This is a genomic window from Streptomyces sp. NPDC127117, assembly GCF_042677325.1.
Taxonomy (GTDB): domain Bacteria; phylum Actinomycetota; class Actinomycetes; order Streptomycetales; family Streptomycetaceae; genus Streptomyces.
The window spans coordinates 30,460-54,209 of sequence record NZ_JBHXTM010000048.1; the positions used below are offsets into that span (position 1 = coordinate 30,460).

The 23,750-nt window shown below is 71.6% G+C and carries 15 protein-coding genes; 5 read left to right on the forward strand and 10 right to left on the reverse strand.

Translation table 11 applies throughout. The features are described from left to right. Positions 1-51 precede the first annotated feature (51 nt). Entirely contained in the window at positions 52-1,530 is a 1,479-nt protein-coding gene (locus tag ACFVH0_RS31575; protein ID WP_385825781.1) for an aminopeptidase P family protein, read from the forward strand. A 91-nt stretch (positions 1,531-1,621) separates the two neighbouring features. Here the strand turns inward: ACFVH0_RS31575 and ACFVH0_RS31580 are convergent, their stop codons facing one another. From ACFVH0_RS31580 to ACFVH0_RS31610, 7 genes are all read right to left on the reverse strand, one after another. Further along, positions 1,622-2,350 (reverse strand): GntR family transcriptional regulator, encoded by a 729-nt coding sequence (locus ACFVH0_RS31580; protein ID WP_385825783.1) that lies wholly within the window; start codon positions 2,348-2,350, stop codon positions 1,622-1,624. 88 nt (positions 2,351-2,438) lie between these two features. Continuing rightward, positions 2,439-3,386 (reverse strand): ornithine cyclodeaminase family protein, encoded by a 948-nt coding sequence (locus tag ACFVH0_RS31585; protein ID WP_385825785.1) that lies wholly within the window; start codon positions 3,384-3,386, stop codon positions 2,439-2,441. Next, the gene (locus ACFVH0_RS31590; RefSeq protein ID WP_385825787.1) at positions 3,383-4,384 is read right to left on the reverse strand and encodes a proline racemase family protein; all 1,002 of its coding nucleotides are present in this window, start codon (positions 4,382-4,384) and stop codon (positions 3,383-3,385) included. The genes ACFVH0_RS31585 and ACFVH0_RS31590 overlap by 4 nt, the downstream gene beginning before the upstream one ends. 132 nt (positions 4,385-4,516) lie before the next feature. After that, positions 4,517-5,425, reverse strand: coding sequence for a dihydrodipicolinate synthase family protein (locus tag ACFVH0_RS31595; RefSeq protein WP_385825789.1), 909 nt, complete (start codon positions 5,423-5,425; stop codon positions 4,517-4,519). Between the two features lie 134 nt (positions 5,426-5,559). After that, positions 5,560-7,029, reverse strand: coding sequence for an NAD(P)/FAD-dependent oxidoreductase (locus ACFVH0_RS31600; protein ID WP_385825790.1), 1,470 nt, complete (start codon positions 7,027-7,029; stop codon positions 5,560-5,562). Next, on the reverse strand, positions 7,010-7,336 hold the full coding sequence (locus ACFVH0_RS31605; RefSeq protein ID WP_385825792.1) for a (2Fe-2S)-binding protein: 327 nt from the start codon (positions 7,334-7,336) through the stop codon (positions 7,010-7,012). Before ACFVH0_RS31605 ends, ACFVH0_RS31600 begins: the two co-directional genes overlap by 20 nt. A 40-nt stretch (positions 7,337-7,376) precedes the next feature. After that, a complete protein-coding gene (locus ACFVH0_RS31610) occupies positions 7,377-8,543 on the reverse strand; it encodes an NAD(P)/FAD-dependent oxidoreductase (protein WP_385825794.1) in 1,167 nt (388 codons plus the stop codon). A gap of 156 nt (positions 8,544-8,699) precedes the next feature. Between ACFVH0_RS31610 and ACFVH0_RS31615 the strand changes: the two genes are divergently transcribed. Continuing rightward, entirely contained in the window at positions 8,700-11,819 is a 3,120-nt protein-coding gene (locus ACFVH0_RS31615; RefSeq protein WP_385825822.1) for an alpha-mannosidase, read from the forward strand. Between the two features lie 39 nt (positions 11,820-11,858). Here ACFVH0_RS31615 and ACFVH0_RS31620 read toward each other — a convergent pair whose 3' ends face one another. The 3 genes from ACFVH0_RS31620 to ACFVH0_RS31630 all read right to left on the reverse strand — a co-directional run bounded on the left by ACFVH0_RS31620 (position 11,859) and on the right by ACFVH0_RS31630 (position 19,379). Next, the gene (locus ACFVH0_RS31620) at positions 11,859-13,601 is read right to left on the reverse strand and encodes a pyruvate dehydrogenase (protein WP_385825795.1); all 1,743 of its coding nucleotides are present in this window, start codon (positions 13,599-13,601) and stop codon (positions 11,859-11,861) included. Positions 13,602-13,666: 65 nt separating this feature from the next. Next, positions 13,667-15,523 carry a protein phosphatase 2C domain-containing protein gene (locus ACFVH0_RS31625; protein ID WP_385825797.1) on the reverse strand — a complete coding sequence of 619 codons (1,857 nt, stop codon included), beginning with the start codon at positions 15,521-15,523 and terminating at the stop codon, positions 13,667-13,669. An 85-nt stretch (positions 15,524-15,608) separates the two neighbouring features. Beyond that, entirely contained in the window at positions 15,609-19,379 is a 3,771-nt protein-coding gene (locus ACFVH0_RS31630; RefSeq protein ID WP_385825799.1) for a S8 family serine peptidase, read from the reverse strand. A 210-nt stretch (positions 19,380-19,589) separates the two neighbouring features. On the opposite strand from ACFVH0_RS31630, the gene ACFVH0_RS31635 reads away from it, so the two are divergent. The 3 genes from ACFVH0_RS31635 (at position 19,590) to ACFVH0_RS31645 (ending at position 23,744) form a co-directional block, all read left to right on the forward strand. Continuing rightward, positions 19,590-20,579 carry a helix-turn-helix domain-containing protein gene (locus tag ACFVH0_RS31635; protein ID WP_385825801.1) on the forward strand — a complete coding sequence of 330 codons (990 nt, stop codon included), beginning with the start codon at positions 19,590-19,592 and terminating at the stop codon, positions 20,577-20,579. Positions 20,580-20,707: 128 nt separating this feature from the next. Then, positions 20,708-21,190 carry a DUF456 domain-containing protein gene (locus ACFVH0_RS31640; protein ID WP_329588241.1) on the forward strand — a complete coding sequence of 161 codons (483 nt, stop codon included), beginning with the start codon at positions 20,708-20,710 and terminating at the stop codon, positions 21,188-21,190. 244 nt (positions 21,191-21,434) lie between these two features. Further along, entirely contained in the window at positions 21,435-23,744 is a 2,310-nt protein-coding gene (locus tag ACFVH0_RS31645; RefSeq protein ID WP_385825824.1) for a glycoside hydrolase family 95-like protein, read from the forward strand. Positions 23,745-23,750 lie beyond the last annotated feature (6 nt).

Below are 23,750 nucleotides of genomic sequence, written 5' to 3' on the forward strand. Positions count from 1 at the left end.
CCCCGGAGAGCCGGCATTCCGACCCCGGCCCCACAGAGCCCCCGAGGAGCAATGCCCGTGTCCCGTTCCTTCTCCGCGCCCCGCACCGGCAGCCACGATCTGCCGGTGTCACCCGCTCTGGACGCCTTCATGAGCACCGGGTGGGCCAAGTCCCCGCTGCCGGAGGATCTTCGCGTCCCCTCCATCGGTGCCACCCCCGCCCGCCGCGCCCGGCTGGCGGCCCGCTTCCCGGGCGAGCGCCTGATCATCCCGGCCGGTGCGCTCGCCGTCCGCTCCAACGACACCGATCACCGCTTCCGGCCGCACACCGGCTATGCCTGGCTCACCGGCCTCACCGGCGAGGACCAGGCAGGTCACGTCCTCGTCCTGGAACCGGACGGCGACGAGCGGCACGAAGCGGTGCTCTACCTGCGGCCCCGGTCACCGCGTACCGGTCAGGACTTCTACCGCGACCGCAGATACGGCGAGTTCTGGGTCGGACGCAGGCCCGATCTGACGGAGGCCGCCCGGCTGACCGGCATCCGCTGCGCGCATCTGGACGCCTGGGAGAAGCTGCTGACCGGGCCGCAGCCGCCGGTACGGGTGCTTTCCGGGGTGGATCCGTCCGTCGATGAAATCCTGCGTTCCTGCCGCGCGTTTCCGGTCGGGCGCTCGGCGCCGGCCGGGCTCGCAGCCGTGCTCAGCGAGCTTCGGCTCGTCAAGGATCCCTGGGAGACGGCGCAGTTGCAGCAGGCCGTCGATGCCACGACGATGGGGTTCGAGGATGTGGTGCGGAGCCTGCCGCAGGCGCTGCGCCACCCGCGCGGCGAGCGCTGGATCGAGGGCGTCTTCGATCTCCGGGCCCGGTCGGAGGGGAACGGCCCGGGCTACTCCACCATCGCCGCGGCCGGGGCGCACGCCTGTGTACTGCACTGGATCCGCAATGACGGACCGCTGGAGCGCGGGCAGTTGCTGCTCCTGGACGCCGGGGTGGAGACCGATTCGCTCTACACGGCCGACATCACCCGCACCCTGCCGCTGTCCGGCCGCTTCTCCCCCGTGCAGCGCACGGTGTACGAGCTGGTGCTTGCAGCGCAGGACGCGGGCATCGCGGCCCTGCGTCCGGGGGCACGGTTCCGTGACTTCCATCTGGCCGCCATGCGGGTCATCGCCGAGGGTCTGCACGAGTGGGGCGTGCTGCGGATGCCGGCGGACGAGGCGCTCCACGCGGACAACGGCTTCTACCGCCGGTACACGCTCTGCAGCAGCGGCCACATGCTCGGCATGGATGTGCACGACTGTGCGCAGGCGCGTGCCGACGCCTATCTGGACGGGCGCCTGGAACCCGGTCAGGTACTGACGGTGGAGCCCGGGCTCTACCTCCAGCCCGACGACGAGACGCTGCCCCGGCCGCTGCGCGGGATCGGGGTGCGGATCGAGGACGACCTCGTGATCACGGCGGACGGCGCCCGCCTCATGTCGTCCGCGCTGCCCCGCACCGCCGACGGCATCGAGGAGTGGATGGCCGCGCTGCTGGAGTCGCGGGCCTGAGGGCCGCTTCAACGGCCGTCCGGTGGACGGCCGTTGAAGAACGGAGCAGGTGGCGGCCGAGGGCGTCCACGGAGGAACGGCAAGCGGTGGATCAGGCCTCCGCGGCCGGCATCCTCACGCTTCTGATCCGCTTGCCTCCCGCGCCCGTGTCGTTGGGCTCATCCTCGGCCCAGAGGTTCCTGACATGTGACATATGAGCGAGCATGCACCGCTCCGCGCCCTCCGCGTTCCCCGCGATCAAGAGGTCGAGCAACTGGCCGTGTTCCTCCGCCGACTGGACCAGCAGCCCGCTCTCGTCGAGCCGGTTCAGCCCGAAGAGACGCGACCGCTTGCGCAGATTGCCGACCTCCTCCACCAGGCGGCGGTTTCCCGCCAGGCCGAGCAGTTCGAGATGGAAGCGGCGGTCGGCCTCCAGATAGCCGATGATGTCGTGCTCGGCGGCGGCAGCGACGATCGCCTGGGCGAGCGGCCGCAGCGCCTCCAGCTCCCTGGTGCGGCCCATCCTGGCGATGCGGCCGATGGTGGGGACTTCGATCATGACCCGCAGCTCGGTGAAGTCGTCGAGGTCCTGTTCGGTCAACTCCGTTATCCGGAAGCCCTTGTTGCGCACCGCTTCGACCAGGCCCTCGCGTGCCAGATCGAGCATGGCCTCGCGGACCGGGGTCGCGGAGACTCCGAAATCCGCGGCGAGCGCGGGGGCGGAGTAGATCATGCCCGGCCGGAGGTCGCCCGCGATCAGGGCCGCCCTGAGGGCGTTTGCCACCTGGTCACGCAAGTGCTCCTGCGCGGAGATGGCGTTGAGCGTCGTCAGGCGGGCCATATCTGTTCCTCCAGCGCCGTGCGGGGCCTCAGAATACAATGTCACGTTTCTACTGGGGCCCATCGCTCCGGTGCTGTGGACAACTCGCTCAGGGCGCCGTATTACGGTGCACCGCGGCGGCGACGGCAAGGTCCTCCCAGCCCATTCCGACGCTCTTGAAGAGCCGTGGCCGCCCCTCGAAGCCGGCCGGCGCTCCGCCGCGAGCACGGCCCGTCACCAGCTCGGCCAGGTTGGCGTGGATGTCCTCGGCCCGGAAAGCTCCCTCCGTCATCGGGATCAGCAGATCACCCGCCTCCGACAACGCGGCCGACCGTGATTCGACGATGACGGCGGAGCGGGCCACCAGAGCGGTGTCGACCTCCCGGGCATCGGGGGTGTGCGAGCCGACCGCGACGACCGTCGCCCCGTCCGGCACGAGGGCACCGTCGAACAGCGGAGTGGCGGAGGTGGTGCAGCAGAGCACCAGATCGGCCGTGGCGACCTCCGCGTCACCGGGCGCCTGTGCCGTACCGGCGTCCACGCCGAGGCGCCGGGCGTGCGCCGCCAGCGCTTCGGCCCGGTGCGGAGTGCGGCCGACCACGGTGACCCGTTCGACCCGACGTTCCGCGAGCACCCCGTCGAGGTGCCCGTACGCCTGGGGGCCCGTCCCGAAGAGCACCAGGTGGTGCACGACGGGACCGGTGAGGTGGCGGATCGCGAGTGCGGACACGGCCGGTGTGCGCAGGGTGGTGAGCGCGGCACCGTCGAGCAGGGCGAGCGGCAGCAGGGTGGGGGCGTCGAGCAGCAGATAGCTTCCGGTGATCCGGGGCAGGCCGCGGGCCGGATTGTCGCGGGCCACCCCGGCGATCTTCACGCCGGTCACCTGCTGTGTGGTGGCGGGCATGATCAGCAGCTCACCGCCGGGCACTGTGACATGGTGCCGGGCGGGGGCCGTCTCCGGATCCAGTCCCCCGCTCAGCGCCGCCTCCAGCGCGTCCACGGCACCGGTCGGTCCCAGGGCCTCGATGTCGGCGGCGCCGAGCAGGGGGAGATTCACAGCAGGAATCCTTCGGGGAAGGGGTCGGACGGGTTCAGGAAGAATTGTGCGGTACCGGTGAGCCAGGCGCGGCCGGTGACGGTGGGGACGACGGCCGGGAGCCCGCCCACGGTGGTCTCCTGGACGAGACGTCCGGTGAACGAGGTGCCGATGAACGACTCGTTCACGAAGTCGGTGTCCAGGGGGAGTTCACCGCGTGCGTGCAGTTGCGCCATGCGCGCCGAGGTGCCGGTCCCGCAGGGTGAGCGGTCGAACCAGCCGGGATGGATGGCCATCGCGTGCCGGGAGTGGCGGGCGTCGGACCCGGGCGCGATGAACTGCACATGCTTGAGGCCGTGGATGTCCGGGTCCTCGGGGTGGATGGGCCGCTCGGAGGCGTTGACCGCGTCCATCAGGGCGAGCCCGGCGGCCAGGATGTCGTCCTTGCGCGCCCGGTCGAAGGGCAGCTTGAGGTCGTTCAGCTGCACCATCGCGTAGAAGTTGCCGCCGTAGGCCAGGTCGTAGCGCACTGCCCCGTAGCCGGGTACGTCCACCGTCCGGTCGAGCGCGACGCTGAACGCCGGGACGTTGGTCAGGGTCACCGCGGTGGCCGCCCCGTCCTTCACCTGTACGTCGACGCTGACGAGCCCGGCCGGGGTGTCCAGCCGCACGGTGGTGACGGGTTCGGTGACCTCCACCATGCCGGTCTCCACCAGAACGGTGGCCACCCCGATGGTGCCGTGCCCGCACATCGGCAGATAGCCGGAGACCTCTATGAAGAGGACTCCGTAGTCCGCGTCCGGCCGGGTGGGCGGCTGGAGGATCGCGCCGCTCATGGAGGCGTGGCCGCGCGGCTCGTACATGAGCAGGGTGCGCACGGCGTCCCGGTGCTGCTGGAAATGGATGCGCCGCTCGGCCATCGTCGCACCGGGGATGGTGCCGATGCCTCCGGTGATGACGCGGGTGGGCATGCCCTCGGTGTGTGAGTCGACGGCATGGAAAATGTGACGTGTCTGCAAGGCTCCCCCTGGTTCGTCACGACGGACACGAAGAACACTCGAATCGGACGGAACGGCACATAATGAAACGGGCCGGGCCGCGCGCTCCGTCCGGGCGCACGGCGGCCGCTCCTGCCGCGTCGGGCGCCGGTCTCAGTTCAGGCCCCCGGCGAGTGCCTTCTCCGTCGCGGCGCGCACCGCGGCCACGTCGTCGTCGGGGAGGGGGAACCGCGGCGGCCGGGTACGGCCCCCGTGACGTCCGACGACGTCCATGGATGCCTTGATGGCCTGGACGAACTCCGGCTTCGAGTCCCATCGAAGCAGCGGGTGCAGTTCCCGGTACAGCGGCAGGGCGGTTGCCATGTCACCGGTGACAGCGGCCCGGTACAGATCGACACAGCAGGACGGCAGCATGTTGGGGCAGCCCGCGATCCACCCGACGGCCCCGGCGAGTGCCAGTTCCAGCAGCACGTCGTCGGCGCCCACCAGCACGTCGAGCCCGGGGGCCAGTTCGGCGATCTCGTAGGCCCTGCGGACGTCACCGCTGAACTCCTTGACGGCCACGATGCTGCCGTCCTGGTGGAGGCGGGCGAGCAGCTCCGGCGTCAGGTCCACCTTGGTGTCGTACGGGTTGTTGTACGCGACGACCGGCACGCCGACCTCGGCCACATCCGCGTAGTGGGCGCGCACCGCCGCCTCCTCACAGCGGTACCCGTTGGGCGGCAGGAGCAGTACGGAACCGGCACCCGCCTCCGCGGCCTGCTCCGCCCAGCGCCTCGACTCCGCGCTGCCGTAGGCGGCGACGCCCGGCATGACGCGGTTGCCGTCGCCCGCGGCTTCGACGGCGACCCGGACCACCTGCTCGCGTTCGCTGTCGGTCAGGGTCTGGTACTCCCCCAGTGAGCCGTTGGGCACCACTCCGTCGCAGCCCGCCTCGATGAGCTGCCGCACGTGGGTGGCGTAGGCGTCGTAGTCGATGGTGCAGTCGTCACGCAGGGTGATCGGGGTGGCGACCATGACCCCGTGCCAGGGGTGGGTGCGCGAGTCGGTGTTCGTCTGCATCGTGGCTCCTTGAGAGGTGTGACATGTCACGGTGTGGCGGATACGTGGAAACGCGGAAGTGGGAAGCGGAGAAAGAACAAGGGACAGCGGCCGGCGTACGCCGCCGGGCTGCGAGGCGGCGACCGGCAGCGGGACTACCCGGGGCCGGACAGGTCGGCGAGGGTGGAGAGTTTCACGGGGCAGGCCAGCGGGCGCCGGTCGGGTCCGCCCGGCTCCTGTCCGCCGCCGTGCGCGGCGGCGAGTTCCCGGACGGCGAATCCGCACGTCCGGCCCTGGCACCACCCCATTCCGGCCCGGGTGAGCAGTTTGACGGTCCTGGTGTCACCGGCTCCGAGCTCCTCGCAAGCGGTACGGATCCGGCCCGCGGTGACCTCTTCGCAGCGGCACACCTCCGTCCCGTCGGTCAGCCACTCGCGCCAGCCGGGCCCCGGCCGGTGCACGGCCCCCATCAGCGCGGCGAAGGCCCGCAGACGACGACGGGAGCGGAGCAGCGCCACGGCCCTGCGCGCTTCCGGCCCCCGCACTCCGTCCCGTACCTCACGGACGATGGAAAGTGCCGCCAACTCACCTTCGCACAGGGCGAGTTCCAGACCGCCGATGCCGCCGGACTCACCGGCCGCCCAGACCCCGGGAACGGTGGTCCTGAGCTGTTCGTCGAGGGTGATCGCGTGCGTGCCGTCGGGGCCCGGCCGCGTTCCGCAGCCGGCTGCCACGGCAAGGTCGAGCTGCGGCACCAGCCCGTGTCCCACGGCGAGCGCGTCGCAGGCGATCCGGCGGCCGGTCCCCGCGACGGGCCGCCACCGGCGGTCCACCCTGCTGACGGTGACCGCCTCCACCCGCTCGTCCCCGTGCACCTCGGTGACCGCCCGATGGCTCAGCACCCGCACCCGGGCACGGACCAGCTCCGCCGCGAACCGGGCCCCTTCCGCCGCCTTCCCCGGATTGGCCGCCAGCACCCGGGGGGCACGGGCGTACGCCCCGTACCCGGCGGCCTCGACCAGCGCCGGGACCTGCGCCCCCGCGCGCGTCAGCGAGACGGCGACCGCCTGGAGGAGCGGTCCGCTCCCCGCGACAACGATCCGGCTTCCCGGCAGCACCAGCCCCGATTTCAGCATCGCCTGGGCCCCCGCCGCGCCCACCACTCCCGGAAGTGTCCAGCCGGGGAAGGGCAGTTGGCGTTCCTGGGCGCCGGTCGCGAGGAGTATCCGGCGGGCCCGGACGGCGGTACGGGCCTCGTCGTCGGCTTCCCCGGTGATCGCGTGCAGGATCCAGTCCCCGCCACCGGTCCGTTCGACTGTCCACACCTGGTGGCCGGTGAGGTGGCGGATCGTGCCGGTGTCGCGGTGTGCGGCCAGCCGTGCGGAGAGTTCCGTGAAGGTGTGCCAGTCGTGGTGGAGGGCCCCGGGACGGGTGGCGCCGAGTCCGTCGGCCGGGATGCGGTAGTACTGCCCGCCGGGTGCGGCGGCCGCGTCCAGCAGGACCACGTCGAGCCCGTGGTCGGCGGCGGTGACGGCGGCGGCCAGGCCTGCCGGTCCGGCGCCCACCACGGCGAGTCCGGCGTGATCGGTCTCCCGCGCCCCGGGCTCATCGATCGAGTTCGGCATGGCCGTCGCCCTCCTGCGTGATCACCGTGTCGCCCGGTCCCGCGGGCAGCAGGCAGGCGCGCTGGTTGGGTCGGCCGTTGACGGTGGCCAGGCAGTCGTAGCAGGCGCCGATCCCGCAGAAGGCGCCTCGTGGCCGGCCGTGGACCCGGGTGGTGCGCCAGGTCAGGATGCCCGCCGACCAGAGTGCGGCGGCGATGGTCTGGCCCGGCAGTGCGCGGACCGGGCGGCCGTCGAAGGTCAGCTGGAACTCCGTCTCGGGCGCGGCCCCGACGAGTTCGGCGGGGGTACGTGCGCGGGTGCGTCTCACTGGGTCCTCTCCTGGGGCGCGGGCGCCCCGCTCGCCACCGTCATGTGACATGGCATGTGGCATCGAAGCGGTCGGGGGCGAAGGGTCCGAGATCGAGTGCGGGCCGCTCTCCCCGGATCGCGTCCGCGACGAGCAGTCCGGTCGCGGGCGCCAGCCCGATCCCGGCGCCCTCGTGGCCGCAGGCGTGGAAGAGCCCCGGCACCCGGGGGTCCGGTCCGATCGCGGGCAGGTGGTCGGGCAGGTAGGGGCGGAATCCGTGGTAGGCACGCATCACCCGTACGTCGGCGAGCGCGGGGAAGAGGGCTGCGGCGCCCGCCGCCAGCCGGGCGATCACCGGAACGGACAACGTCCGGTCGAAACCGACCCGTTCGCGGCTGGCCCCGATGAGCACCGGCCCCGCGGGGGTTCCCTCCACCACGGGCGAGGTCTGGAGCGCCGCCGACCCGCTCGACACGTCGGCCACGTACTCCGCCGCGTAGACCTTGTGCCGGATCAGCCGGGGCAGTGGCTCGGTGACCAGCACGAACCCTCTGCGCGGCAGGACCGGCAGGTTCACCCCGGCCAGTGCGGCCAGGTCGCCGCCCCAGGTGCCCGCCGCGTTGACCACGACGGGGGCGTGCAGCTCGCCCCGTGCCGTGCGTACCCCGCGTACGGCGCCCTCCCGGTCCCGGAGGATCTCGATCACTTCCTCCCCCGGGCGCACCAGCGCACCCGCCTTAGCGGCTGCGCGCAGCAACTCGGCCGCCGCCAGCGCCGGTTGGACCTGGGCGTCCTGCGGGTAGTGACAGCCGCCGGCCAGGTTCGGCGCGAGGTGGGGCTCGATGTCGCGGAGTCGGTCGGAAGTGATGTGGCACGCCTCGACGCCCGCGGCCCGCTGGCCGTCGGCCGTTGTGGCCAGGGTGGCCAGGGAGTCCTCGGACGCCGCGACGACCACACCGCCCTTGAGTTCGTACTCGATGTCCGTGGGCAGTTCCTCGGACAGCTGCCGCCACAAGGAGGCGGAGAGCAGGGCGAGTTCAAGCTCCGGTCCGGGCACTTTGTCGGAGACCAGGAGGTTTCCCTCGCCGGTTCCGGTGGTGCCGCCGGCCACCGGTCCGCGGTCGACGACGGCTATGGAGAGTCCGGACCGGGAGATGTAGTAGGCGCAGGCGGCGCCGACCATTCCGGCCCCGACGATGACGGCATCCAGGGGGCGTCTCGTGAGCACGACAGTAATATGTCACATTGCTCAAGGGTCGCCAAGGGCGCGCACAGGGCCGGTTGATCAACCGTCACTCCCCCGCACCGCCCGCAGGGGTGCCGGATCGGCCGCCGGGGAAGTGGAGCCATGAACACCCGCAGGCGCCGACCCCTTGGAGCCGTGATGCACGACGACCGCACCCTGGTGGAGGACCGCCTCGAACGGGCCCTTCACCAGTTCATCCGCCCCGCCCAGTACCCGGCCCGCACCCCGCTCGCGCTCTCCGTCCGGCACATCCCCGGTGAGCCCGTTCCGGTGGCTCAGGTCCTCCAGGAATCGTTCGAGCCGTTCCGCACCGGCAGCGAGTGGGGGAAGCCCTGGTCCACCAGCTGGTTCCGGCTGGAGGGGACCGTGCCGGAGAAGTGGGCGGGGCGTCGGGTCGAGGTCGTCGTGGATCCCGGCTTCTCCGGTCAGGGGCCGGGGTTCCAGGCCGAGGGCATGCTGTACGGCACCGACGGCGTCCCGATCAAGGGCATCCATCCGCGCAATCGCCATCTGACGGTGGCCGCCCCGGCGGCGGGCGGCGAGCCGGTCGCGCTGCTGCTGGAGGCGGCGGCCAACCCCGCTGTACTGGAACACGGCTTCGCGCCGACATCGCTCGGGGACGTGCGGACGGCGGGCGACCGGCCGCTCCACCGGTTCGCCGCCGCGGACCTGGCGGTACTGGACGAGACGGTCTGGCATCTGGTCCTGGACATCGAGGTGCTCTGCGAACTGATGCGGGAACTCCCCGTGGAGCGCTCCCGGCGGTACGAGATCCTGCGCGCTCTGGAACGCATGCTGGACGCGCTGGATCTGCACGATGTGGCGGGCACGGCGCGGGCCGGCCGGGAGGAACTGGCCGAAGTGCTCTCCCGCCCGGCCGCGGCGAGCGCTCACCGGATCTCAGCCACCGGTCATGCACACATCGACTCGGCCTGGCTGTGGCCGCTGCGCGAGACGGTGCGCAAGGCGTCGCGCACCTTCGCCAATGTCACCGCGCTGGCCCAGGACTATCCGGAGCTGGTCTTCGCGGCCTCGCAGGCCCAGCAGTACGCCTGGGTGAAGGAGCACCAGCCGCACATCTGGGAGCGCGTCAGGCAGGCCGTGGCCGACGGGCAGTGGGCGCCCGTGGGGTCGATGTGGGTGGAGTCCGATGCCAATATGCCCGGCGGCGAGGCACTGGCCCGGCAGCTGGTGCACGGCAAGCGGTTCTTCCGGCAGGAGCTGGGGGTGGAGACCGAGGAGATCTGGCTGCCGGACAGCTTCGGCTACACGGCGGCCTTCCCGCAACTGGCCCGTCTCGCGGGGGTGAAATGGTTCCTGACCCAGAAATTGTCCTGGAACCAGAGCAATAAAATGCCACATCACACCTTCTGGTGGGAGGGCATCGACGGGACCAGGGTCTTCACCCACTTCCCGCCCGTGGACACCTACAACGCCCAGTTCCACGGCAGTGAACTCGCCCATGCCGAACGGAACTTCGCGGAGAAGGGGCTGGCCACTCGCTCGCTCGTCCCGTTCGGCTGGGGTGACGGCGGGGGCGGGCCCACCCGCGAGATGCTGGAGAAGGCACGCCGGCTCAGGGACCTGGAGGGCTCACCGAAGGTCGCCGTCGAGCGGCCGGCGGCGTTCTTCGCGGCGGCCGAGGAGGAGTACGGGGCACAGGCTCCGGTCTGGTCGGGCGAGCTGTACCTGGAGCTGCACCGGGCCACGTACACCACCCAGGCCAAGACCAAGCAGGGCAACCGCCGCAGCGAACACCTGCTCCGTGAGGCGGAGTTGTGGGCGACGGCCGCAGCCCTGCGCAACCCCGGCGAGCGCTACCGCTATCCGTACGAGGCGTTGGACCGGCTGTGGGAGACGGTCCTGCTGCATCAGTTCCATGACATCCTGCCCGGCTCGTCGATCGCCTGGGTGCACCGCGAGGCCCGCGAGACCTACGAGCGGGTGCGGGCGGAACTGGCGGATCTGGTGGCGGACGCGGTGGCGGCGCTGAGCGGGGCCGAGGGTCTGGTGGCGCTCAACTCGTCCCCGTACCACCGCCGTCAGGTGGTCGAGCTGGACCCGGAGGCGGCCGCGGTGCTTCCGTCCGGCGCGCGGGTGCAGCACCTGGGCGGCGGCCGTACGGTGGTGCTGGCCGACTCACCCGGGCTCGGCGCCGGTCCGCTGAACGGCTCGGCGGTGCCGGAGCACCCCGTCTCCGCGACCGGTTCGGCGGCCGAGGGTCTCGTGCTCGACAACGGGCTGCTGCGGGTGGTGATCGACGCCGACGGGCTGATCGCCGCCGTCCGCGATCTCGGTGCGGGGCGGGACGTCCTCGCTCCCGGCCACCGGGCCAACCTCCTCCAGCTGCACCCCGACCACCCCAACCGCTGGGACGCCTGGGACATCGACCGGCACTACCGCCGCACCCGGACCGACCTCACCGATGCGGACTCCGTCGAGCTGGTGGAGGAGGGGCCGTTGCGGGCCGCGGTCCGCGTCCGGCGGTCCTTCGGGCAGTCACATGTCACACAGGAGATCCGGCTGAGCGCCGGCAGCCGTCGGATCGACATCGAGACCGAGGTCGACTGGCGGGAGTCGGAAAAGGTCCTCAAGGCGGCGTTCCCGCTCGATGTACACGCCGAACGGTCCACCTCCGAGATCCAGTTCGGCCATGTCCACCGCCCCACGCACGACAACACCGGCTGGGACGCCGCCCGCTTCGAGATCTGCGCCCATCGCTGGCTGCGGGTCGCCGAGCCGGGGTACGGCGTGACATTGCTCAACGACTCGACGTACGGACACGACGTGACCCGGACCCCGCACGCTTCGGGCCTCGGCACGACCGTACGGCTGACGCTGCTGCGCGCCCCGCACAGCCCCGACCCCGGGACCGACCTCGGCCGGCACCGGTTCGGATACTCGCTGGCGCCGGGCGGCGAGATCACGGACGCGGTACGGGAAGGGCTCGCGCTCAATCTGCCGCTGCGGGCCGCGGTGGCGCCGGTACTGCCGTCGCTGGTCGACACGGGACATCCGGCGGTCACGGTGGAGTCGGTGAAGCTCGCCGAGGACCGCGGCGGCGATGTGATCGTGCGGCTCTACGAGTCGGCGGGCGGCCGCGCCGGCACCACACTGCGGGTCGGGTTCCCCGTCGTCCGGGCCCAGGTCACCGATCTGCTGGAGCGGCCGTTGCGCGAGGCGGACACCGACGAGCACGGTCTCGTACTGTCGCTCCGGCCGTTCCAGATCCTGACGCTGCGCCTGACTCCGGCGTGACGGTCGCCGCACACCGACCCGCCCTGCCCCGGACCTCGTTCAGGGGCGGGGCACGTTCCGCAGGTTGGAGCGGGCCATCTGGAGCATCCGGCCCACTCCCCCGTCCAGCACGATCTTGCTGGCGGAGAGCGCGAAGCCGGTCACCATCTCGGCGCTGATCTTCGGCGGGATGGAGAGGGCGTTGGGGTCGGTGACGACATCGACGAGCGCCGGACCCTTGTGCTTGAACGCGTCCTTGAGCGCGCCTTCGAGCTGCTTGGGCTTCTCCACGCGAACGCCGTACGCCCCGCAGGCACGGGCGACCGCGGCGAAGTCCGGGTTCTTGTTGGTCGTGCCGAACGACGGCAGGCCCGCGACCAGCATCTCCAACTCGACCATGCCGAGCGAGGAGTTGTTGAACAGTACGACCTTCACCGGCAGGTCGTACTGCACCAGGGTCAGGAAGTCACCCATCAGCATGGTGAATCCGCCGTCGCCGGACATCGAGACCACCTGGCGGTTCCGGTCGGTGAACTGGGCACCGATGGCCTGCGGAAGTGCGTTGGCCATCGAGCCGTGGCTGAACGATCCGATGACGCGGCGCTTGCCGTTGGGGGTGAGATATCGCGCGGCCCACACATTGCACATACCGGTGTCGACGGTGAACACGGCGTCGTCGTCGGCGAGTTCGTCCAGCACCGAGGCGACGTACTCCGGATGGATCGGGACGTGTTTCTCGACCTTGCGGGTGTACGCCTTGACCACGCCCTCCAGCGCTTCGGCGTGCTTCTTCAGCATCCGGTCGAGGAACTTGCGGTCGGTCTTCTCCTTCACCTGCGGCGTCAGGCAGCGCAGGGTCTCGCGGACATCGCCCCAGACCGCGAGATCCAGCTTGGAGCGGCGTCCCAGGTGCTCGGGGCGCACATCGACCTGGACGATCTTCACATCGGTCGGGAGGAAGGCGTTGTACGGGAAGTCGGTGCCGAGCAGGATCAGGAGGTCGCACTCGTTGGTCGCCTCGTAGGCGGCGCCGTAGCCGAGCAGACCACTCATGCCGACGTCGTACGGGTTGTCGTACTGGATCCACTCCTTGCCGCGCAGCGCGTGCCCGACCGGGGCCTTCACCCGTTCGGCGAACTCCATCACCTCGGCGTGGGCGCCCGCCGTGCCGCTGCCGCAGAACAATGTCACACGCTTCGCCCCGTCGACCATCCGGCGGAGTTTGTCGATCTCCTCGTCACCGGGCCGGACCGTCGGCCGCGAGGTGACCAGCGCGTGCTCGATGGACTTCTCCGGGGCGGGCTGCGATGCAATGTCACCCGGCATCGTGACGACGCTGACCCCGCCCCGGCCGATCGCGTGCTGAATCGCCGTCTGGAGCAGCCGGGGCATCTGCTGCGGGTTGGAGATCATCTCGTTGTAGTGGCTGCACTCCTGGAAGAGCAGTTCCGGGTGGGTCTCCTGGAAGTAGCCCAGTCCGATCTCGCCCGACGGGATGTGCGAGGCGAGGGCGAGTACCGGGGCCATGGAGCGGTGGGCGTCGTAGAGGCCGTTGATGAGGTGCAGATTGCCGGGGCCGCAGGATCCCGCGCAGGCCGCCAGCGAGCCCGTGACCTGGGCCTCCGCGCCGGCGGCGAAAGCTGCGGTCTCCTCGTGCCTGACCTGGATCCAGTCGATGGCCCGGTTACGGCGGATGGCGTCGACGACCGGGTTGAGGCTGTCGCCGACGACACCGTACATACGCCTGACGCCCGCCCGGACGAGGATGTCGACGAACTGCTCCGACACGTTCTGCTTGGCCATGGGTGCGTACCCTTTCCGCGCTTCGGCTTCCGGACTCCGCATCCATCAACCCATGGCGCACGCGGTTACGCCTCCCAGACGCCCACACTCGTACGGTCGTCGGAGTACCCCTTCACCCGGAGCTGGGTGTCCGCGAGGAAGGCCACGAGCCCCGGTGCCTCCTCGGTCGCCCAGCGTCCGGCTAGCTCCTCGGCCAGCGCCGGCTCGCCCCGCAGCGGTTCGGCCAGCCCGGGGCTGCACAGCAGCAGGGCGTCTCCCTGCCGGGCCACCGAACCCCGGAAGCGGAACGGTTCTGCGGGCGGGTCGGGCGGAGACTCGGCATACGGTCCCGAAGGCGTGGTGATGGCCAGGTCCATGGTGAGGTGGTCGCCGTCGGGCCCGCCCTCGGAAGACGGGGCCCCGGGCCCGGTCCTGGGGTCCGTGGCACTGTCCCCGGCATCCCCGGCGCCCCCGGTGTCCCCGACTGCCGGGATTTCCGGTTCGAGGTCGTGCCAGACGCCGTCGCGCAGCCGGAAGAGGCCACCGGCGCCGATGCCGAAGAAGACCCGCGTACGGCAGTCCGGATCCGCCGGCAGCAGGAGGCAGCGCAGCCCCGCCGTGTACTGCTGCGGCGCCACCCCCAGCTCGGCGGCGCGGGCCCGCAGCTTGCCGTACGTCCGGTCGGTGAGGCGGTTGAGCCCGGACTTGAGGTCCCCTCGGCGGCCCGCCCTTATGTCCTCGGAGAGCCGGACGTGGCTGCGGCCGACCGCTGCGCCGATCCAGCGGCAGGCGTCGGCGGCAGCCAGGTGTGCCGAGCCGGCGGCGCGGGCGCCGGTGGCGACGGCGACCAGGACCAGGGCGCGTTCGTCGGTGCCGAAGCGTGCCGTGAGCAGCGCGTCGCGGCGGGGCTCGCCGCGAAACCGGGCGGAATCCCCGCGCACGGAGACGGCGCGCAGGGTGTACGTGCCGTAACGGGCGCCGTCGAGCACGGTGTCGGCCACCAGGCCGTCCAGCTCCTGCGGGGCGGTGGCGGGCAGCGCAGTGGGCTCGGGGTCGTACGTGGGCGGCCGGTCACCCACATGGCCGATCACGGGGCGGGAAGCGGGGCCGGCTTCGCGCCCGGCCTCCGGCGCGGGTGCGGTGGAGGCGGCGGGTGCGGTGTACGCAGCAGCCGGCGCCGGCGGGGCGGCGGGCCTCTCGGCCACCGGCCGCCTCGGCAGAGGCGGCGCCGAAAGCGGCGGCGGCGTGGCCTGCTGCTCCGGAGCAAGCCGTTCCGCCGCAGCCGGGGCGGTGGTCAGCTGCTCAACGGCCCGCGTCGGCTCAGGCACGGGCTCAGGTACGGACGGAGGCACCGGCGGAGACGCGGACGGAGGCACGGATAAAGGCACGGACGGAGACACGGACGGAGGCGGAGGTTCCGCAGGAATCGGCGGGGCGGCGAAGGTACGCGGTTGCGCCGGGCCGGACGGGGCCGTCCCCGGCCCGCCCACGGTCGCGACAGGCGGCTCCCACGGAGCACGCTCCCGTACCGTCTCCCCCCACACCGGCCGGGATCCCACCACCGGATCCACCACCGGAACAACCCCGGGCGCGACCACCGGGTCCGCCTCGGGCATCACCGCGGAAGGCTCCCCCGCACCCCCGTCGGATCCCCCATAGGCCCGAGCCCCGGTCCCGGATGCGGCCCCGCCACCGGGCCCCTCGTCGAATCCCCTTCCGGACGTCCTGCCCCGGCCCCCAGCCCCGGCCCCGCCCGGACTCACCGCGTCCGACGCCGAGTCGAAGCGGTCGTCGAGACTGTCGGCCGCGTCGCTCGTCCCGGTGTCCCGGGCACTCTCGTCGTACAGCCTGCGCCACCAGTCGTCCTCGTTGGCGGCGGGCTTCTCCCCCTGCTGACTCATGCCCTTATTGTCGACCGCGAGGGCCGTACGAAAACGGGTCATCCGGAAAAAGTGGCCGCGAACATGGGTCCGCCGGGCGCCCCCACCCCCCACGGGAAGGACGCCCGGCGGACCGGTCAGTTGGTGATCAACGCACGGCGTACGCGTCGTTCACGGTCTGGATGACGGAGTTGCCGTTGGCGTCCGTCAGTTCGGTCTTCAGGGTGACCGGCTTGCCGGCCGCGCCCGCGTGGTTCACGGTCGCGGTCCAACGGCCGCCCTGCTGTGCGGTGGTGGCGTCGTTCCAGGTCTCCCCGCCGTCGTACGAGTACGAGACCTTGGCGGCGACCAGCTTGCCGGGCGTGTAGCCGGCGTGGCCGCTGACGCTCAGGCCGATCTTCTGGCCGTCCTTCGCCGCGAGGGTCTTGAGCCCGTCCGTGTCCAGGTCGTAGCCCGGGAAGAGCAGCGGGATCCCCTGGGAGTAGGCGTTCTCGTCCCGCTTCGAACGGAACTTCCAGGTGGTCTCGGTGCGGGTGGACCGCTTCCACACGGCGGCGGGCTGACCGGTCCTCGTGGTCATCATGGTGAGCTCGTACGCGGCGTCCTCAGCCGGGACGGTGAACACCCCGGACGGCCAGCCGGACTCGCCGAGGACCTGGTCACCGCTGGTCAGGCGCATGCCGCCCATGTCGCCGAAGGAGCCCTGGAGACCGGCGTGCTCGCTGTCGCTCCAGAAGCCCGGGGCGACGCCGATCAGGTTGTCCTGACGCTCGGCGGCGAGCAGGAGCTTGCCGGCGGCGTCGCGCGGGGCGGCCGGGGCCGGGATGCCCCGGTACCAGTTCTCCGTGCGCTTCGAGCCCGCCTGGTAGGTGCGCGGCTGGTCGACCATCAGCTCGCCCCAGGGGAAGCTGGAGGAGAGGTACCGCACCCAGGCGGTGTCGCCCGCCGAGTAGAACTCGGTGCGCTTGCCGGGGGCGGCGACGACGTCACCGGCCGCGGAGAAGGCACCGCCGTACGGCCGGTTGATGATCATCGTGTCGACGTAGTCGGCGGCGACGCCCATGGCCTCGTAGTTGGCCGTGACCTTGCCGAGCTTGGTGTCGCGGACCTTGTAGGTGCGGTCCGAGGTGATCGGGCCGGTCTCGGGGAACGCGAGGTTGTAGACGAACGGGCTGACCGCGGTGGCCTTCCAGTTCAGCTCGACCGGGCCGTCGGCCAGGGCGGCCTTCAGCGCGCCGGCCTCGCCCGCCTCGATGCCGAGTGCGGGCAGCGCGGAGGGGGCGTAGCCGACGGACGGCTGCCAGGGCCCCGCGGAGGGGCGGTGGGCGATGACGGCCTTCGCGCCCGCGGCCTTGGCGTCGCGCGTCAGGGCGTACACGTTGTTGTCGCCGTCGCCGACCTCGACCAGGGCGATCTTTCCGGCGACGCCCGCGGCCTTCAGCTCGTCGGGGGTACCCGTACCGGCGTCGACGAGCGCGGCCTCGCCCTTGCCGTCGAGGTTGACGGAGCCGGTGCTCGCCGTCCTCGGGTGCAGTTCGGCGCCGCCGACGACCGACAGCTTCTCGATCTGCGGGGCGTAGGCGCGCCAGAAGCTGGCGAACTCGAAGTCGCCGTCACTGGCCCTGCCCTGCACGTCGGCCAGGTAGTTCTTGACCGCGGAGCCACCGGTGATGGAGCCGGAGTGCAGCCAGACATCGTCCCAGCTGCGGCCGAACGCGAGCGTCGTGGAACGGTTCTCGGAGGCGCGGTCCTCGGTCTTCACCTGGATCCGGTGGGCCTTGCGGGCGTCCAGGACCAGGGTGGTGTCCTTGGTGACGTTCAGCTGCGGCCGCGCGAGGTAGGCGACGGACTCCTCCATGTTGCCGGTGGCGTCCGCCGGGTCGGGCGAGGAGACGAAGCTGGACACGAAGTACGCGCCGGGGCGCACCTGGTAGACCTGGTCGGTGGCGCCGTCGTTGAAGCGGCGCTCGCCGCTGGAGGTGTCGGTACCGATCACGTCGAGCGAGGAGATGCCGGCGGCGGGCTTGCCGGTGCGGTCGACGAGCTTGACCCGCAGGGTGACGGTCTCGGCCCCGACGTACAGCGAGAACGGGGTGGAGACCTTGGCGCCGCCGGGGCCGGTGGCCAGCACGCGTCCGGTGACATCGCCGTACTGGGCGGCCTTCAGCTTGGCCGTCGGGTCGATCCGCAACGGGACCTTGACGGTGGCTCCGGCCGGGACCGTGACGGTGCTCGCGCCGGGCTTCGCCACCGAGGAGCGGACGGCTGAGCCGTCGTTGCCGGTGACGCCCTGGACCTTCAGCGACAACTTCACCGGCTTGGTGCCGGAGTTGGTGTACGGGATGTCGACCGTGGTCCGGTCGGAGCGGTCCTGCGGCCAGTTGAAGGTACCGCCCTGGACGGCGGGGGCGCCGACGAGGGTGGTGTCGATGGCGGCCTTGACGTCGAGGCGGCCGCCGCCGGTCTCGCGTACGTCGCCGGGGATGTCGCTCTTCGCGGACGAGACGAGGGCTGCCTTGATCTGCTGGGCGGTCCAGTCGGGGTGACGCTGCTTCACGATCGCCGCTGCGCCCGCGACATGCGGGGTGGCCATCGACGTACCGGACATCGACTGGTACGCGTAGACGCCCCGGCCGCCTGCCGCGGCGGCCGAGATGTTGACGCCGGGGGCGGTGATCTCGGGCTTGAGGGTGTGCGATCCGATGACCGGGCCACGGCTGGAGAACTGTGCCGTGGTGTCGTCACGGTCGACGGCGCCGACGGTCAGCACGCTCGGGGCGCAGCCGGGCGAGGAGACGGTGTTGAACGTCGGGCCCGCGTTGCCGGCCGCGATCACGAACAAGGTGCCCTTGTTCTGCGCGAGTTCCTCGGCGGCGACGCTCATCGGGTCGGTGCAGTCGGTCGGTTCGGGGCTGCCGAGGCTCATGGAGACGACGTCGGCCTTCTGGTCGACGGCCCACTGCATGCCGGCGATGATCCAGGACTCGGCGCCGGAGCCGCTGTCGTTGAGGACCTTGCCCGCGAGCAGGTCGGCGCCGGGGGCGACGCCCTTCTTCTTGCCTCCGCTGGCCGCGCCGGAGCCGCCGACGGTGGAGATGGTGTGGGTGCCGTGGCCCTGGCGGTCGTCGGTGGAGTCGGAGTCGGTGAAGTTCTCCGAGGCGGCGACCCGACCCTTGAGGTCGGGGTGCTCGGCGTCGACACCGGTGTCGAGGACGGCGACCTTGGTGCCCTTGCCGTCGTATCCGGCGGCCCAGGCGAGGTCGGCACCGACCTGCTTTGTCGACTTGTCGAGGGTGGCCTGAACCTTGCGGTCGAGCCAGAGCTTCTTCATGCCGGAGGTCGAGAAGGAGCGGGCGCCGCGGGTGACGTCCGCCCAGAAGTCGGCGGCCTTCTCCTTGTCCGCCTTGAGCGCGACACCGTCGATGGCGTCGAGCGCGAGTCCGCGCTTCGCGCCGCGCGGGGTGGCGAACGTGGAGCGGGCCCGATCCTTGCCGTAGACCGCGATCAGCGGCAGCGACTTGGTGTGCCCGTCGTCGTAGCCCTGCCGGATGAGGCCGGTGACGTTGAAGAGTTCTTCGTCGACCTTGCCCGCGGCGAGCGCGGCGGCGGCGGTCTCGGGGTAGACGTAGAGGTCCTTGCCGGACTGCCTGGTCTGCACCAGGGGAACGGTGCCGTCCTCGCGGGGCAGCGCGGCGGCGGAGGCGGCCCCCGAACTGTCCTTGCTCACCAGGATCTTGTCACCGGTGACCAGCGTCACGGTGACCGGCTTGTCCTTCTTGGCTTCGGCGGCCGAACTGCCGGTCAGTGCTCTCTTCCCTGTCGCGTCGTCCTGCGGCGCTGCCGTGGACGGTGCGATCGCGGTGACGGCCAGGACGGCGGCGGTGGCCGCCCCCAGCGCCGTACGCGATATCGGACGCATCGCTCTCCCCAAGTGAATCCGGAACCAACCAGCGCAAACCGCAGTCTTCCGGAGGTTGTTGGTACTTCGGTGGCGCCACATTGGCAGAGCGCCGGGCGATAAAGGGATGATGTACACGGCGGGTTTACGCCGTGGCCGCTTTCCGCCATGGACGGACACCCGTCGACAGCGACATCGTGCGGAATCAACGCGTCCGGGAGGGGTCCGGGGATGCTTGGAGCCATAGGGCTCGACGAGATACAGGAGTCGGCGTACCGCGCGCTCGTGGCGGTGGGAGCCGCGGAGGTCTCCGATCTCGCGCACCGGCTGGCGCTTCCCGAACCGGACACCGAGCGGGCCCTGCGCAGGCTGGAGCAGCACGGTCTGGCCGCGCAGGCGTCGGCGCGCACCGGGCGTTGGGTGGCGGCCCCGCCGGGCGTGGCGCTCGGGGCGCTGCTGACCCAGCAGCGCCATGAGCTGGAGCAGGCGGAGCTGGCGGCGGCGCTGCTCGCCGAGGAGTACCGGGCGGAGGCCGCCGAGCCGGCCGTGCACGATCTGGTCGAGGTGGTGACCGGGGCGAGCGCGGTCACTCACCGCTTCCACCAGTTGCAGCTCGGTGCGGCGAGCGAGGTGTGCGCCCTGGTCACCGGGAAGCCGATCGCGGTCAGCGGAATGGAGAACGAGGCGGAGGAGCGGGCCGCGACGCGCGGGGTGTCGTACCGGGTGGTGGTCGAGCGCGAGCTGCTCTCGCTGCCGTCCGGGATCATGGAGCTGTCGGCGGCACTGAGCCGGGACGAGCAGTGCCGGGTGATCGACCGGGTGCCGACCAAGCTGGTCGTCGCCGACAGCGCCCTGGCGATGGTGCCGCTGACCGGACGCGGCGCCGAGCCCGCCGCCCTGGTGGTCCATGCCTCCGGGCTGCTGGAGTCGCTGATGGGGCTCTTCGAGGCGGTCTGGCGCGAGGCGATGCCGCTCAGGCTGGGCGAGAGCAACCGGCCCGAGGACGAGGCGACGGGGCCCGATCCGACGGACCTGGAGATCCTGTCACTGCTGCTGGCCGGGCTGACGGACGCGAGCGTGGCGAAACAGCTGGAGCTGGGGCTGCGGACCGTACAGCGACGGGTGAAGGGCCTGATGGAGCTGACCGGCGTGTCGACCCGGCTGCAGCTGGGCTGGCACGCGTACGAGCGGGGCTGGGTCGCCCGCACACCACGGTTCTGAAGCGGCCCGGCACGGCGGCCGCGGCTGCGCACCACCACGGCTGCGACCCGGCCCTGAGCTGGGCCGACGGCCACCGTCCCCGGGTGCGCTGACGGGCGGGACCGGCCGGACTCCGGCAGGCTGGTCAGATGAGCGTGTGGCAACTCGTCGCCGTCGGCCTCGTCATGCTCCTCGGCCTGCTGGGCGTGCTGGTGCCGGGGGCGCCCGGGCAGGCGATCGTCTGGGCCGCCGTGCTGTGGTGGGCGCTGACCGACATGACGCCGGTCGCCTGGGGCGTGCTCATCGGCGCCACGGCGCTGCTGCTGCTGAACCAGGCGCTGAAGCCGCTGCTGCCGCCGCGCCGCCCGCGCGAGACGGGGGCGCCGCGCAAGACCCTGATGCTGGGCGGGGTCGGCGCGATCGTGGGCTTCTTCGTGGTGCCGGTGATCGGCGCGGTCGCCGGTTACGTGGGGACCATCTACGGGGCGGAGCGACTGCGGCTCGGCAGCCACGGGGCGGGGTGGACATCGGTGCGCTCGGTGATGCGGGCGACCGGCTATTCGGTACTCGTCGAGCTCTTCGCGTGCCTGCTGGTGGCTGGAGCCTGGCTGGGCGCGGTGATCTGGGGCTGATCACGTCCCGCCCTTGCGACATCAGGCTGGACGCTGTCCAGATACACGGAAACACATCGGATCTCTCCTGCTCCATTGACGCAGCATTGACCCACGCCTACCTTCCCTGAGGGTATAGCTCGGATGAATTGAAGCGCCTGCGTACGAGTCGCCAGGAGAAGCCTTGCCCACAGCACCGGACCCCTCCCGCCCGCCCCGCACCGAAGCCTCTTCCCCGTCCCGGCCCGCCCCTTCGCGCAGATCGGTGCTCGCCACCGGCACCGCGATCGGCGGCGCACTCGTGGCGGCCGGCACCTCCGTCCCCGCCCTCGCCGCCGCCCCGGCCGCCCCCGCCCCCACCCCCACCACCGTGCGCTCCCCCGACGACAGCTGGCGCACCGTCCTCGACGACGCCGACCTGCTCTGGCAGAAGCTGCCGAAGACCTGGTACGAGGGCCCGTACCTGGGCAACGGCCGCCTCGGCTCCGGCATCTACGCGGAACCCGGCGCCACCACCCGGGCCGTCCGCTTCAACGTCCAGCACTCCGAGGTCCAGGACCACCGTCCCGAGTTCGGTTCGCTCTTCGGCCTCGCCCGCCTCCCCATCGGCCACTTCACCCTGGAACCGGTCGGCACCATCACCGGCATCGAGTGGTGGATGCGGCTGCGCACCGCCGAATTCGAAGGCACCGTCACCACGACCGCGGGCACCCTGGAACTCCGCGCCTTCGTCCACTCCACCAACGATCTGCTCGCCGTGGAGATCACCCCGAGCCCGGGCGAGCGGGACTTCCGGTGGGTCTTCCACCCGGCCGAGGCGATCAGCCCGCGTGCCGCCTTCAAGCCGGTCCCGGACGGCTACACCGGAAATCCCGAGGCGGTGATCGAACAGCACGGCGGGACCACCGCCGCCGTCCAGCCGCTGCTCGCGGGCGGCGAGCACGTCACCGCCTGGCGCGAACGCACCCGGGGCGCGGCCCGCACCCTGTACGTCTCGGTCGCACACTCCCACCCCGCAGCAACGGCCCGCGACCGTGCGCTGCGCACCGTCAGGACCGCCTCCGCACTCCCGTACGGCCCGCTCGCCGCACCCCACCGCACCTGGTGGGACCGGTTCTACCGCAAGAGCTTCCTCTCCCTGCCCGACGCCCGGTTGCAGCGCTTCTACTGGATCCAGCTCTACAAGACCGCGTCGGCGGCCCGCAAGGACGCCCCGGTGATGGCCACCTCCGGCCCCTGGCTGGAGCCCACGCCCTGGCCCAACACCTGGTGGAACCTCAACGTCCAGCTGGAGTACTGGCTGATCCACGGCTCCAATCACCTGGAACTGGACGCCGTCACCCGAGCCCTGAGCGAATTCCGGGACCAGCTCTCGCGCGAGGTCGCCGCCCCCTACCGGGCCGACTCGGCAGGCATCCCCCGGACCACCGACCCCCAACTGGTCAACGGCGCCTCGGTGACCGACGGCGGCTACGGGGTCGGCATCCCCGGACAGGACCCGCCCACCCCCGAGGTCGGCAATCTGACCTGGGCGCTGCACAACGTCTGGCTCTCGTACCGCCACACCATGGACGAGTCGATCCTGCGCGACACGCTCTTCCCGCTGCTGCGCAAGGCCGTCAACTACTACCTGCACTTCCTCACGCCGGGCGCGGACGGAAGGCTGCACCTGCCGGCGACGTTCTCCCCCGAGTACGGAGTCAACGCCCCGGACTGCAACTACGACCTGATGCTGCTGCGCTGGGGCTGCCGCACCCTGCTCGAATCGGCCGGCCGGCTCGGCGTCCGCGACCCGCTGACCGCCCGCTGGCAGGAGGTCCTCGCCCGGCTGGCGCCGTACCCGGTCGACGGCAACGGGTTCATGATCGGCGCCGGGGTGCCGTTCGCGAAATCGCACCGTCACTACTCCCACATGCTCGCGGTGTACCCGCTGTACGAGCTGACCGGCGCGACGGCCGACGAGCGCGCCCTGATCGAGAAGTCACTCACCCACTGGGTGGGCTTCGAAGGCGCCCTCCAGGGCTATACGTTCACCGGCGCCGCGTCGATGTCCGCGCTGCTCGGCAAGGGCGAGGACGCGCTGAAGTACCTGGAGGAGCTGATGAGCCGCTTCATCCAGGCGAACACCATGTACAAGGAGTCGGGCCCGGTCATCGAGACCCCGCTCTCGGCCGCCCAGTCCCTGCACGACATGGTCTGCCAGTCGTGGGGCGACACGATCAGGGTCTTCCCGGCACTGCCCGCCGACTGGCGGGAGCTGACCGTGCACGGCTTCCGGACCCAGGGCGCGTTCCTGCTCAGTGCGGTACGCCAGGAGGGCCGGACCCGCTGGGTACGGCTGACCAGCGAGGCCGGCGCACCCTGCGTCGTGCGCCATGGCATCGACGGCCCGGTGGAGATCCGCGACCGGCACGGACGGCCGCTGGACCACGAGACGGCGGCCGACGGCACGGTACGCATCCGCCTCCGCAAGGGCGACTCGGCCCTGATCACGGCGCGGGGCGACCGACCGGACCTGACCATCCGCCCGGTGACGGCGAACGCCCCCGCACCGCGCTGGGGCCTGCCTGCGTAGGCCCGC

What these genes read in the sequence shown, in the direction of transcription:
- ACFVH0_RS31615 (WP_385825822.1), top strand. Translation starts at nt 8,700, where the DNA reads ATGCACGACGACCGCACCCTGGTGGAGGACCGCCTCGAACGGGCCCTT.
- ACFVH0_RS31635 (WP_385825801.1), top strand. Translation starts at nt 19,590, where the DNA reads ATGCTTGGAGCCATAGGGCTCGACGAGATACAGGAGTCGGCGTACCGC.
- ACFVH0_RS31625 (WP_385825797.1), bottom strand. Translation starts at nt 15,523, where the DNA reads ATGACCCGTTTTCGTACGGCCCTCGCGGTCGACAATAAGGGCATGAGT.
- ACFVH0_RS31600 (WP_385825790.1), bottom strand. Translation starts at nt 7,029, where the DNA reads ATGCCGAACTCGATCGATGAGCCCGGGGCGCGGGAGACCGATCACGCC.
- ACFVH0_RS31620 (WP_385825795.1), bottom strand. Translation starts at nt 13,601, where the DNA reads ATGGCCAAGCAGAACGTGTCGGAGCAGTTCGTCGACATCCTCGTCCGG.
- ACFVH0_RS31630 (WP_385825799.1), bottom strand. Translation starts at nt 19,379, where the DNA reads ATGCGTCCGATATCGCGTACGGCGCTGGGGGCGGCCACCGCCGCCGTC.
- ACFVH0_RS31595 (WP_385825789.1), bottom strand. Translation starts at nt 5,425, where the DNA reads ATGCAGACGAACACCGACTCGCGCACCCACCCCTGGCACGGGGTCATG.
- ACFVH0_RS31640 (WP_329588241.1), top strand. Translation starts at nt 20,708, where the DNA reads ATGAGCGTGTGGCAACTCGTCGCCGTCGGCCTCGTCATGCTCCTCGGC.
- ACFVH0_RS31580 (WP_385825783.1), bottom strand. Translation starts at nt 2,350, where the DNA reads ATGGCCCGCCTGACGACGCTCAACGCCATCTCCGCGCAGGAGCACTTG.
- ACFVH0_RS31575 (WP_385825781.1), top strand. Translation starts at nt 52, where the DNA reads ATGCCCGTGTCCCGTTCCTTCTCCGCGCCCCGCACCGGCAGCCACGAT.